Source organism: Oleispirillum naphthae (assembly GCA_027864655.1).
GTDB classification, from domain to species: Bacteria; Pseudomonadota; Alphaproteobacteria; order Rhodospirillales; family Rhodospirillaceae; genus Oleispirillum; species Oleispirillum naphthae.
The window spans coordinates 58,475-70,537 of sequence record JAQAZG010000004.1 but is presented as its reverse complement, the minus strand read 5'-3'; the positions used below and the strand labels follow the sequence as shown (position 1 = coordinate 70,537).

General features: G+C 70.2%; 12 protein-coding genes. 8 read left to right on the top strand and 4 right to left on the bottom strand.

Features of this window, described 5'->3' with window-relative positions; translation table 11 throughout:
* Positions 1 to 49: 49 nt before the first annotated feature.
* The 8 genes from O7R11_RS06080 to gmd are packed head-to-tail and all read left to right on the top strand — an operon-like array spanning position 50 to position 8,307.
* Positions 50 to 1,051 (top strand): GDP-mannose 4,6-dehydratase, encoded by a 1,002-nt coding sequence (locus tag O7R11_RS06080; RefSeq protein ID WP_337996608.1) that lies wholly within the window; start codon positions 50 to 52, stop codon positions 1,049 to 1,051.
* Entirely contained in the window at positions 1,051 to 2,166 is a 1,116-nt protein-coding gene (locus O7R11_RS06075) for a glycosyltransferase family 4 protein (protein WP_337996607.1), read from the top strand. Before O7R11_RS06080 ends, O7R11_RS06075 begins: the two co-directional genes overlap by 1 nt.
* A complete protein-coding gene (locus O7R11_RS06070) occupies positions 2,163 to 3,272 on the top strand; it encodes a glycosyltransferase family 4 protein (protein WP_337996606.1) in 1,110 nt (369 codons plus the stop codon). Before O7R11_RS06075 ends, O7R11_RS06070 begins: the two co-directional genes overlap by 4 nt.
* Positions 3,269 to 4,036 (top strand): class I SAM-dependent methyltransferase, encoded by a 768-nt coding sequence (locus tag O7R11_RS06065; RefSeq protein WP_337996605.1) that lies wholly within the window; start codon positions 3,269 to 3,271, stop codon positions 4,034 to 4,036. The genes O7R11_RS06070 and O7R11_RS06065 overlap by 4 nt, the downstream gene beginning before the upstream one ends.
* Positions 4,033 to 4,908: a glycosyltransferase gene (locus O7R11_RS06060; RefSeq protein WP_337996604.1), complete on the top strand. Its 876-nt coding sequence runs from the start codon at positions 4,033 to 4,035 to the stop codon at positions 4,906 to 4,908. Before O7R11_RS06065 ends, O7R11_RS06060 begins: the two co-directional genes overlap by 4 nt.
* Complete coding sequence (locus O7R11_RS06055) at positions 4,908 to 6,266, top strand: phosphohexomutase domain-containing protein (protein WP_337996603.1); 1,359 nt, start codon at positions 4,908 to 4,910, stop codon at positions 6,264 to 6,266. Before O7R11_RS06060 ends, O7R11_RS06055 begins: the two co-directional genes overlap by 1 nt.
* A complete protein-coding gene (fcl, locus tag O7R11_RS06050; RefSeq protein WP_337996602.1) occupies positions 6,263 to 7,249 on the top strand; it encodes a GDP-L-fucose synthase in 987 nt (328 codons plus the stop codon). The genes O7R11_RS06055 and fcl overlap by 4 nt, the downstream gene beginning before the upstream one ends.
* Positions 7,246 to 8,307, top strand: coding sequence for a GDP-mannose 4,6-dehydratase (gmd, locus tag O7R11_RS06045; protein WP_337996601.1), 1,062 nt, complete (start codon positions 7,246 to 7,248; stop codon positions 8,305 to 8,307). The genes fcl and gmd overlap by 4 nt, the downstream gene beginning before the upstream one ends.
* Positions 8,308 to 8,323: 16 nt before the next feature.
* On the opposite strand, the gene O7R11_RS06040 is transcribed toward gmd, so the two are convergent.
* Genes O7R11_RS06040 through O7R11_RS06025 form a run of 4 tightly spaced genes read right to left on the bottom strand, consistent with a single transcriptional unit; the run spans position 8,324 to position 11,844 of the window.
* A complete protein-coding gene (locus O7R11_RS06040) occupies positions 8,324 to 9,451 on the bottom strand; it encodes a DegT/DnrJ/EryC1/StrS family aminotransferase (protein WP_337996600.1) in 1,128 nt (375 codons plus the stop codon).
* Positions 9,444 to 10,022 (bottom strand): acyltransferase, encoded by a 579-nt coding sequence (locus tag O7R11_RS06035; RefSeq protein WP_337996599.1) that lies wholly within the window; start codon positions 10,020 to 10,022, stop codon positions 9,444 to 9,446. Before O7R11_RS06035 ends, O7R11_RS06040 begins: the two co-directional genes overlap by 8 nt.
* The gene (locus O7R11_RS06030; protein ID WP_337996598.1) at positions 10,019 to 11,062 is read right to left on the bottom strand and encodes a glycosyltransferase; all 1,044 of its coding nucleotides are present in this window, start codon (positions 11,060 to 11,062) and stop codon (positions 10,019 to 10,021) included. The genes O7R11_RS06035 and O7R11_RS06030 overlap by 4 nt, the downstream gene beginning before the upstream one ends.
* A complete protein-coding gene (locus tag O7R11_RS06025; RefSeq protein ID WP_337996597.1) occupies positions 11,047 to 11,844 on the bottom strand; it encodes an SDR family oxidoreductase in 798 nt (265 codons plus the stop codon). Before O7R11_RS06025 ends, O7R11_RS06030 begins: the two co-directional genes overlap by 16 nt.
* Positions 11,845 to 12,063: the final 219 nt, after the last annotated feature.

The window sequence follows — 12,063 nt, the reverse complement described above, 5'->3', positions numbered from 1 at the left end:
CCACAATTTCCGCCCTTGGCGTTCCCCCTTTCCCGTCCCGGATCCCCGCATGACCGCATCCCCCAAAACCGCGCTGATCTTCGGCATTTCCGGCCAGGACGGCGGCTATCTGTCGCGCCTTCTGCTCGGCAAGGGATACGTGGTGCACGGCACCTCGCGCGATGCGGAGGCGAGCGCCTTCTCCAACCTTTCGACGCTCGGCCTGCGCGGCCGGGTGGCCACCCATTCCGCCGCGCTCACCGACTTCCGCAGCGTGCTGCAGGTCATCGCCAAGGTCGAGCCGGACGAGATCTACAACCTCTCGGGCCAGAGCTCGGTGGGGCTGTCCTTCCAGCAGCCGGTGGAGACCCTGGAAAGCATCGCCACCGCCACCCTCAACGTGCTGGAGGCGGTGCGCTTCCTCGCCGCGCCGATCCGCTTCTACAACGCCGGGTCGTCGGAGTGTTTCGGCAACACCGGCGAGGACCCGGCGGCGGAGGACTCCCCCTTCCGCCCGCGCAGCCCCTATGCGGTGGCCAAGTCCACCGCCTTCTGGGAGGTCGCCAACTACCGCGAAAGCTACGGCCTGTTCGCCTGTTCCGGCATTCTGTTCAACCATGAATCGCCGATGCGGCCCGGCCGCTTCGTCACCCGCAAGATCGCGGCGGCGGCGGCGCGCATCGCCCGCGACGGCGGCGGCACGGTCAGCCTGGGCGACCTCTCGGTGCGGCGCGACTGGGGCTGGGCGCCGGAATACGTGGAGGCGATGTGGGCGATGCTGCAACGGCCCGAGCCCGAGGACTTCGTCATCGCCACCGGCGAGGTCAACCCGCTCTCCGCCTTCGCCGAGGCGGCGTTTTCCGCCTTCGGCCTCGACTGGCGGGCGCATGTGGAAAGCGACCCTTCGCTGCTGCGCCCCTCGGAAATCCGCTGCGGCTTCGGTTCCGCCGCCAAGGCGCGGGCAAAGCTCGGCTGGTCGGCCCGCACCCGGATGCACGAGGTGGCGCGCCGCATGGCCCTGGCGGAGCGCGCCCGGCTGGACGGGTCTCCCCTCGACGGATTGCTGTTCTGATGCTGAAGGACCTGTTGCGCCCCTGGAAGTTCCGCGCCGCCTGCCTGCCCTGGCGCGCCGCCGCCGCCTGCGGCCTGTACCATGGCGAGGGCGCGGCGGTGCAGTTCGTCATCGAGAAGGCGGACTGGGCGATCCGCTGGGTCGGCGAGCACGTGCGCGACGAGGCCAACGCCCTCGCCCCCGGCAGCGTCGCCACCACCGTGGAGCCGCAGCGCATCGCCGAGCGCGTGGTGCACTTCGGCTCGCAGTACATGTGGCTGGCCTGGGGACCGCACATGCCGCGCGGCAACCGCTACGTCACCTCGTTCTTCCACGGCAAGCGCGAGGACGGGCCGGAGATTTCCGAACACATCGACCGCTTCCTCGAAAGCGTGCCCCGCCTGTCGAAGATCGTCACCGGCGCGGGCCTGGTCGAGGAGCGCCTGCTCGGCTGGGGCGTGCCGCGGGAGAAGCTGGTGCGCATCCCGATCGGCGTGGACATGCGCCTCTTCGTGCCGCCCTCGCCGGAGCGGAAGGCGGCGGCGCGCGCCCGCTTCGGCATTTCGCCGGAGCGCATCGTCGTCGGCTCGTTCCAGAAGGACGGCGTGGGCTGGGGCGACGGCATGGAGCCGAAGCCGATCAAGGGGCCGGACGTGTTCGTCGCGGCGGTGGCGGAACTCGCCCGCGACTTTCCGGTCACCGCCTTCCTCACCGGCCCGGCGCGCGGCTACGTCAAGCGCGAGCTCGCGGCGCGCGGCATTCCCTTCGTCCACACCTATGTGGAAGGCCACACCGAGCTGGCGGAGTGCTACCATGCGCTCGACCTCTATTTCGTCACCTCGCGCGAGGAGGGCGGCCCGATGGGGCTGATGGAAAGCATGTCGAGCGGCGTGCCGGTGGTCTCCACCCGCGTCGGCATGGCCCCCGACCTGGTGACCGACGGGCTGAGCGGCGGCCTGGTGGAGCCGGAGGATGCCGCGGGCGTCGCCGCGCGCGCCGCCGCCATCCTCGCCCTGCCGGAAGCGGACTCCCAGGCCCTGCGCGCCGCGGCGCGGGAGGCGGTGAAGGCCGCCGACTGGCCGGTGGTCGGCCGCGACCACTGGCGCAAGGTCTATCAGCCGCTGATCGCACGATGAGCACGAACGCCCGCCGAGACTCCCTGGCCAAGACCGCGCTGCGCAGCGGCTGGCGCGCCGCGCTGCTGGCGCAGACCCTGGCCGCGACGCCGTTTTCCGGAGGCGGCGGGGAGCCGCGGGTGTTCTACGGCGGCGCGCGCGCGGGCAACGTCGGCGGGCCTCTGGTCAAGGTGAAGCGCCTCAAGGAATACTTCCCCGAGCGCCGCTGGACCTACAACCTCGTCTACACCCTGTCCAACGCTCCCTACCTGCCCGCCGCGGCGCTCGACTGGCTGCGCCTGCGCAGGATCCCCATCGTGCTCAACCAGAACGGCGTGTTCTATCCCGGCTGGTACGCGGGCGACTGGAAGGGGATGAACGCGGTGATGGCGCGCGCCTACCACCGCGCCGACCACGTGTTCTGGCAGAGCGCCTTCTGCCGCCGCGCCGCCGACCGCTTCCTCGGCGAGCGGCAGGGCCCGGGGGAGGTTCTGTTCAACGCCATCGACACCCGGCGTTTCGCCCCGGCGACGGAGCGGGCGGAGCGGCCGTTCACCTTCCTGCTGTCCGGCAAGATCGACGCCCACATCGCCTACCGCCTGGAGGCGACGATCGCCGGGCTGGCGGCGGCGCGCGCCGCCGGGCTCGACGCGCGCCTGACCGTCGCGGGCTGGGTCGCCGACGCCGCCCGCGCCACGGCGGAGGCGGCGATCCGCCGCCTCGGCCTCGACGGCGCGGTGGCCTTCACCGGGGCCTACACCCAGGAGGACGCGCCGCAGGTCTACCGCGCCGCCGACGCCTACGTGATGACCAAATACCTCGACCCCTGCCCCAACACCGTGCTCGAGGCGATGGCCTGCGGCCTGCCGGTGCTCCATTCGGCGAGCGGCGGCGTGCCCGAGCTGGTGGGGCCGGAGGCGGGCGTCGGCCTGCCCCTGCCCGAGGATTGGGAGGCCATCCACACCCCCGCCGCCGAGGCGGTGGGCGAGGGCATGCTGGCGGTCGCCGCCGCCGCGGGGGCGATGAGCGTTGCCGCCCGCGCCCGCGCCGTGGCAGAGTTCGACATCGCGCCGTGGATCGACCGCCACGCCTGCGTTTTCCGCACGCTTCTGGAGGCCCGTTCGTGAAAGCCCTGCTGCTCCGCCTCGCCGATCTTCTGGCCACGATCTGGCGCCTGCTGCCGGAACGGCTGCGCACCGGCTTGATCACCGGAATTCTGGTTCTCGACTCCCGCCACCCCGACCCGGCGCAGGGGCTGCGCCGCCTGATGGCGGTGCGCGACCGGCTGGAACTGGTGACCGCCGAGCGCGCCATGGCCTACGGCAAGGGCGAGCATCCGAAGCACCGCCTCACCCGCTATCACGACTTCTTCATCGACCGCATCGGCAACGGCGACCGCGTGCTCGACGTCGGCTGCGGCTATGGCGCGGTGGCGCGCAGCATCGCCCGCGCCCGCCCGGGCAGCACCGTGCTCGGCATCGACATGAACAAGCCGCGCCTCGCCCAGGCGATGGCCGCCGACAACCCGCCCAACCTCTCCTTCGTCGAGGGCGACGCGACGCGCACGGTGCCCGAGGGCGGCTGGAACGTGGTGGTACTGTCCAACGTCCTCGAACACATCGTCGATCGCGTCGGCTTCCTCTCCGCCCTGACCGCCGCCACCGGCGCGGAAAGGTTCCTCATCCGCGTGCCGCACTTCAGCCGCGAATGGCAAATGGCGCTGCGCAAGGAATTGGGTGTAAACTATTATGGTGACGACGATCACAAGATCGAGCACACCCTGGCCGAGTTCCGCACCGAAATGGAATCCGCCGGGCTGAGCATTGCCGAGGTGGCCACGCCCTGGGGTGAAATCTGGGCCGACTGCCGTTGCGGAAAGGGAAAGCCGTGACCGCCGATCGATCGATCAGCATCGTCATCCCCTGCTACGACAGCGGCGCCACCCTGCCGCAAACCCTGGACTCGCTGCGTGCCCAGAGCCTGCCGCCGCGCGAGATCATCGTGGTGGACGACGGCTCCACCGACCCCGCCACCGTGGCCCTGCTCGACTCGCTTTCCGACATCCGCCTGGTGCGCCAGCCCAACCGCGGCCTGCCCGCGGCGCGCAACGCGGGCTTTGCCGCCGCCACCGGCGAGTTGGTGCTGCCGCTCGACGCCGACGACTGGCTGGAACCGGACGCCCTGGAAAAGCTGGCCGCGGCGCTGGCCGCCCACCCGGAGGCGGCCTTCGCCTTCTCCCACATCCGCCTGGAGGGGGAATCCCGCGGCGTGTTGAAGAAGCACTACAACTTCTTCGAACAGCTGTTCCTCAACCAGATGCCCTACTGCGTCCTCATCCGCCGGGCGGAATGGGTGGCGGTGGGCGGCTACGACGAGACGATGCGCCGCGGCTACGAGGATTGGGAGTTCAACATCCGCCTCGGCGCGCGCGGCCGCTTCGGCGTGGTGGCGCCCGAACCGCTGTTCCACTACCGCGTCACCAGCGGCGGCATGCTGCTGTCCAAATCGCGCCACCTGCACGGCAGCCTGTGGACCGAGGTGCAGGCCCGCAATCCGGAAGCCTACACCTGGGGCGCCCTGTGGGCGCTGTGGCGGACCTGGCGGCGGCAGCCCTCCACCTATCCGCTGAGCCCGTTCTTCGCCTGGCTGGCGCTGCACCGCGCCTTGCCCGATGCCGCCTTCCAGGCGCTTTTCCGGCTTCTGGTGCGGTTCTCCCACGGACGGCGCGTCACCCAGCACACCCCGGGCCGGGACGGGGCGTGATGACGCTGTCCTGTTTCAAGGCCTACGACATCCGGGGCGAGGTGCCCGCCACCCTGGATGCGGCGATCGCAAGGCGCATCGGCCGCGCCTTCGCCGAGGAAATCCGCCCCGGCGCTACCGTGGTCGGCCGCGACGCCCGGCTGGAAAGCCCGGAGCTCGCCGCCGCGCTGATCGCCGGGCTGGCCGAGGGCGGCTCCGGCGTGGTGGACATCGGCCTCTGCGCGACGGAAGAGGTCTATTTCCAGACCGCGCATCGCGAAAAGGACGGCGTCGGCGGCGGCATCATGGTCACCGCCAGCCACAACCCCAAGGGCCACAACGGCATGAAGCTGGTGCGCAGCGGCGCGCGGCCGATCTCCGGCGATTCCGGGCTCGCCGCGATCCGCGCCCGCACCGAGGCCGCCGCGCCGCCGCCCGCGGTAAAACCGGGACAGGTGGTGCGCGACGCCGACCGCTCCGCCTACATCGACCATCTGCTCGGCTATGTGGACGCAGACGCGCTTTCCCGCCTCACCATCGTCGCCGACGCGGGCAACGGCTGCGCCGGGCCGATCGTCGCCGAACTGGCGCAGCGCCTGCCCTGCCGCATCGTGCCGGTGCGCTGCGAGCCCGACGGCGACTTCCCCGACGGCATTCCCAACCCGCTCTTGCCGGAGATGCGCGAAGCGACGGCGCAGGCGGTGCGCGCCGCCGGGGCCGACCTCGGCGTCGCCTGGGATGGCGATGCCGACCGCTGCTTCCTCTACGACGCGGACGGAAACTTCATCGAGGGGTACTATCTCGTCGGCCTGCTCGCCTGCGCGCTGCTGCAAAGGCACCCCGGCGCGAAGATCGTCCACGACCCGCGCCTGGAGTGGAACACCATCGCCGAGGTGACGCGCGCGGGCGGCGTTCCGGTGCGCTGCAAGACCGGCCACGCCTTCATCAAGGAGCGGATGCGCGCCGAGGACGCGGTCTACGGCGGCGAGATGAGCGGCCACCACTATTTCCGCGATTTCGCCTATTGCGACAGCGGCATGATCCCCTGGCTCCTGGTCGCCGGGCTGATCGGCCGCAGCGGCCGCACCCTGGCCGAACTGGTGGGGGAACGCATCGCCGCCTTCCCGTGCAGCGGCGAGGTGAATTTCCAAACCGATGCGGCGGCGACGACGCAGCGCATCCTCGCCCGCTACCTGCCGCAGGGGCCGCGCCGCGACGACACCGACGGGGTATCCCTGGAGTTCGCCGACTGGCGGTTCAACCTGCGCCGCTCCAACACCGAGCCTCTGCTCCGCCTCAACATCGAAAGCCGGGGGGACGCCGCCGCGGTGGCGCGCCATCTGGCCGAGATTTCGCACCTGATCGGAGGGGAACCATGACCTTTTCCTACGATCTTGCCGGAAAGCGCGTCTGGGTGGCCGGGCACACCGGCATGGTGGGCGGCGCGATCGTGCGCCGCCTGGCGCAAGAATCCTGCACCGTGCTCACCGCCTCGCACCGCGACCTCGACCTCACCCGCCAGGCGGAAACCGAGGCCTGGATCGCCGCGCAGCGCCCGGACGCGATCTTCCTCACCGCCGGGCGGGTCGGCGGCATCCACGCCAATTCCACCCTGCCGTCCGAGTTCCTCTACGAAAACCTGATGATCGCCGCCAACGTCATCCGCGCGGCGCACGCGAACGATGTCGGCCGCCTGCTGTTCCTCGGCTCGTCGTGCATCTATCCGCGCGAGGCGCCGCAGCCGATCCCCGAATCCGCCCTGCTCACCGGGCCGCTCGAACCCACCAACGAGTGGTACGCCCTGGCCAAGATCGCGGGGATCAAGCTCGCCCAGGCGCTGCGCCGCGAATTCGGCCGCGACTATATCTCGGCGATGCCGACCAACCTCTACGGCCCGGGCGACAACTTCCACCCGCTGCACAGCCACGTGCCCGCCGCCTTGTTGAGCCGCTTCCACGCGGCGAAGGAAGCGAACGACCCCGAGGTGGCGGTGTGGGGCACCGGCAGGCCGCTGCGGGAGTTCATGCACGTGGACGACATGGCGGACGCCTGCGTCTTTTTGATGCGCCGCTACTCGGGGGAGGAGATCGTCAACGTCGGCTCCGGCGAGGAGGTCTCCATCGCCGGGTTCGCCGCCCTCATCGCCGAGGCGGTGGGCTATGCCGGGCGAGTGCACTTCGACACCTCGCACCCCGACGGCATGCCGCGCAAGCTGCTCGATTCCTCCCGCCTGCGGGAAATCGGCTGGCGCAGGAAAATCCCTCTTGGCGAGGGACTTCGCGGCTATTACCACTGGTTTTTGCAAAATCGGCGGGGGCTTCGCGGCCTCGCCCTGGAAACCGAAACGAAAGTCTCGAAATGAAGCGTGCGCTGATCACCGGAGTCACCGGCCAGGACGGGGCCTATCTGTCGGAACTGCTGCTCGCCAAGGGCTACGAGGTCCACGGCGTGAAGCGCCGGTCCTCGTCGTTCAACACCGGCCGCATCGACCACCTCTACCAGGACCCGCACGCGGGCGGGGTGAAATACCGCCTGCACTACGGCGACATGACCGACGCCACCAACCTGATCCGCCTGGTGCAGGAGGTTCAGCCCGACGAGATCTACAACCTCGCGGCGCAAAGCCACGTCCAGGTCAGCTTCGAGACCGCCGAATACACCGCCAATTCCGACGCGCTGGGCACGCTGCGCCTGCTCGAGGCGGTGCGCATCCTCGGCCTGGAGAAGAAGACCCGCTTCTACCAGGCCTCGACCTCCGAGCTCTACGGCAAGGCGCAGGAAATCCCGCAGCGCGAGACCACGCCGTTCTATCCGCGCAGCCCCTATGCGGCGGCGAAGATCTATGCCTACTGGATCACGGTGAACTACCGCGAGGCCTACGGCATGCACGCCAGCAACGGCATCCTGTTCAACCACGAAAGCCCCCTGCGCGGCGAGACCTTCGTCACCCGCAAGATCACCATGGCGGTCGCCGCGATCCGGCAGGGGCTGCAGGACTGCCTCTATCTCGGCAACCTCGACGCCAAGCGCGACTGGGGCCATGCCCGCGACTACGTGGACGGGATGTGGCGCATCCTGCAACAGGAAACCCCGGGCGACTACGTGCTCGCCACCGGCGAGACCCACTCGGTGCGCGAATTCGTCGAGCGCGCCTTCGCCGAGGTCGGGCGGAAGATCGTCTGGCAGGGCAAGGGGGTGGACGAAACCGGCACGGATGCCGAGAGCGGCGCGGTGGTGGTGCGGGTGGACCCGCGCTATTTCCGCCCCACCGAGGTGGACCTCCTGCTCGGCGACCCGACCAAGGCGCACACCGTGCTCGGCTGGAAACACACCACGCCGTTCGCCGACCTGGTCAAGGAAATGGTCGCCGCCGACGTGGAGCGCCTGGCCAAGCAGACCAAGCTCCGCCACGCGGAATGAGCCTGCGGCAATCGCCTCAGAGCGCGCCGCGCACCGCCGCGATCACCCGGTCCTGGTCGTCCGCGGCAAGATAGGGGTGCATCGGCAGGCTCAGCACCCGCCGCGCCAGGCTCTCCGAAACCGGGCAGCCGCCCGGCGCCTGCGGATAGCGGGCATAGCCGGTCTGGGCGTGCATCGGGATCGGGTAGTAGACCTGGGTCGGCACGCCTGCGGCCTTGCACGCCGCCATCACCTTTTCCCGGTCGTCCACCAGGATGGTGTATTGCGCCCAGGCCGAGCGCGCGCCCGCGCGGCCGGCCGGGGTTTCGGCGCAGTCGGCCAGGGCGGCGGTATAGCGCTCGGCGACGCGCTGCCGCGCCTCCAGTTCCTCGGGAAAGACCGCGAGCTTCTCCAGCAGCACCGCCGCCTGGAGGGTGTCCAGCCGGGCGTTGAGGCCGGGGCGCACGTTGTCGTACTTGTCGGCGCCCTTGCCGTGCACGCGGATCGACTTCAGCAGCTCCGCCAGATCGTCGTCGTCGGTCAGCACCGCGCCGCCGTCGCCATAGCAGCCGAGCGGCTTGGCCGGGAAGAAGCTGGTGGCGGCGGCATGGCCGAACGCGCCGACGCGGCGGTTGTTGAGGCTGCCGCCGAAGCCCTGCGCCGCGTCGTCGAGCACCAGCAGGCCGTGCCGCGCCGCCGCCGCGGCCACCGCCGCGTGGTCCGCGGGCAGGCCGAAGAGGTCCACCGGGATCACCGCACGTGGATGCAGACCCATCTCCTGCGCCGCCGCCACCGCGCCGTCGAGGCCTGCGGCATCGATGTCGAAGGTGTCGGGCAGCACATCGACGAACACCGGCGTCGCGCCCACCAGAACCGCGCATTCGGCGGTGGCGATGAAGCTGAACGACGGCACCAGCACCGCGTCGCCGGGGCCGATGCCCCAGGCCATCAGCGCCATCACCAGCGCCTCGGTGCCGTTGGCGCAGCTCACCGCGTGGCGCGCCCCGGCAAAGGCGGCGAGTTCCTTCTCGAACGCCGCGACCTCCGGCCCCATGATGAACTGGCCGTGGTCGAGCACGCGGGCGATCGCCGCCTCGACGCGGCCGCCGAGATGCGCCCGCTGCGCCTGCAGGTCGATGAACGGGATCGATGACGGCTCAGACATCGGAAATTTCCTCCAGGCGGTCTCCGGCGACGCGGTAGCGGCGGCCCTCGCGCGGACAGACCAGGGTTTCGCCGAGAATCTCCCCGGCATGGCTGACCCAGCCCTTCTGCCGTGCGGGAACCCCGACCATCAGGGCGTGCGGCGGCACGTCGCGGGTGATCACCGCGCCCGCGCCGATGAAGGCGTAGGCCCCGACGGTGACGCCGCAGACGATGGTGCAGTTGGCCCCCAGCGTCGCGCCGCGGCAGATCCGGGTGTCGCGGTATTCGTCCTTGCGCGAAACGTGGGCGCGCGGGTTGTAGACATTGGTGAAGACCATGCTGGGGCCGCAGAAGACGTCGTCCTCGATGGTCACGTTGTCGTAGATCGAGACGTTGTTCTGCACCTTCACCCGGTCGCCGATGGCCACCCGGTTGCCGACGAAGACGTTCTGCCCGAACGAGCCGTCCTTGCCGATACGCGCCCCGCCGCAGATGTGCACCCAGTGCCAGACGTGGGTTCCCGCGCCGATTTCCGCACCGGCATCGACGATCGCGGTGGCGTGGACCACCGCCTTGTCCGAAACGCTCATCCCTTGAGCCCCCTTTTCACCGCGAACCATTTGCTGCGCGCCCGGCTGGCCAGGATGCGCGCCTTCACCCCCAGCGCCGCCGCCGCGGAAAGCCGCTTGCGCGGCCCCGGCGCGGCGTACACCGCGGCGATGAAGGCGGCATAGGCCGCCGCCACGCCGTCCACCGAACGCTGCGGCAGCCGGGCGCGGAAGCCGCCCAGATCCGCCGCGGCGCGTTCGACCGCCGCCAGTGCGTCGGCCGCGCTCTCGAACAACACGCCGCCTTCACCCACCAGTTCCGGATTGCCGCCGCTGTTCAGCGCCACCGGCACCAAGCCGCTGGAGATCGCCTCGGCCAGGGAATTGGAACAGGAATCGTTGCGGCTGGCCATGACGTAGATATCGGCCCGCCGCAGAAGCGCCGCGACCCCGGCAGGGTCCTGCGGCGGCAGATGGCGGATGTTGCGGAAGACAATCGGGCTGTTGCCGATGAAGGTCATCTCATAGCGGGAGAAGTCCAGCGTTTCGTCGAAGTGCCGGTAGACATCGAATCCCTTGTTCCAATTCGCCGACCAACTGACGGCGACCAGCCGCAACCGCCCGTCGGCGGAGGGCTCCCGCCCCTCGGCATGAAAAATTCGTTGGTCCGGCGCATTGAGAATCACCGTGGAGAGCGGCGGTTCGCGCAGCCCCATGCGGAGGAAACCCTTGCGGGTGTAGTCGCTCTGGAAGATCACGCCGTCGGCAGCTCGTTCCGCCAGCCGCATCACCACGCCGTCGATGCCGCTGTCCTCGCCGCGGTACAGATGCACCGGGCCGTTGATGCGATGGACGAAAGGCACCTGCGGCAGGCGGCGTTTCCAGGCGATCACCGCCTCCGCGGCGTTGAAGCTGTCGAACAGCACCGCATCGGCATCGCCAGGCGCATCCGCCCACTGCCCGCGCGCGCGGAAGCTCTCGCGCAGGGCGCACAGCAGTTGGTTGCCGCCGCCCCAGGGACCGTCGCGGAAGGGAAACAGGATATGGATTTTCGGCGCGGCGGACCCTACCAAACCGACCATCCCCCATCCACCAGGATGTTCTGGCCGGTGATATAGGCCGCCGCGTCGCTCGCCAGCAGGGCGACGACGCCCTTGAAGTCCTCCTCCACCGCCATGCGGCCGAGGGGAGCACGCGCCTCGTAACGGGCGAGGAACTCCACCGCCTGGCCGCGCGCCACGCCGCCCGGCGACACCGCGTTGACCCGCACCGCGGGGGCAAGAGTGGTGGAAAGCCAGCGGGTGAACTGGATGAGGCCACCCTTGCTCGCCGCATAGGCGGCGGGGTTGCCCATCGCGGTGCCCTCGTAGAGGCGCCAGTCGGGGCCGACGACGCCATAGATCGAGCCGAGGTTGACGATGCTGCCGTGGCCGGAGGCGGAAAGCGCCGGGGCGGCCGCCTGGCAGAGGACGAAGGCGGCGGTGAGGTTGACTTCGAGCGCGCTGCGCCAGGTTTCGGCGGACTGCTCGGCGAACGGCGTCGCCCAGCCCTGCAACGCGCTGGTGCCGACGAAGGCGGCGTTGTTGACCAGAATGTCGAGACGGCCGAACCGTTCCACCACATCGGCGACCGCGCCCCGCGCCGCCGCTTCGTCCGCCAGATCGACGACCACGGCTTCCGCCCGCGCGCCGAAGCGACCGGCAAGATCGGCGCACAGCGTCTCGGGGACCGCGCGGTCGAGCACCGCCAACGCGCATCCCTGCTCCGCCAGCGCCTCGCAGATCGCCAGTCCGATGTGCCCCGCGCCGCCGGTCACCAGCGCGACGCGGCCGGACAAGTCCAGCAGTTCCGAAAGCTTGCGCATTCCCCAGGTCTTTCCCATGCATGACGGCCCACCCCTTCGCTCGGCGGCGGACCCGAGGGCCGTACGATAGCCCAGCGCCCCGCCCCGGTGAAGATCGTTGTGCGGATAAGACGGATGCGACAAGGCTTGCCATTTCGAGGACGCAAAATATAGTACGTCGGAGCAGCCACCGGCGCGGTTTTCCGGCGCGGCGCGGCGAACAGCTCAGGGGCGAACATC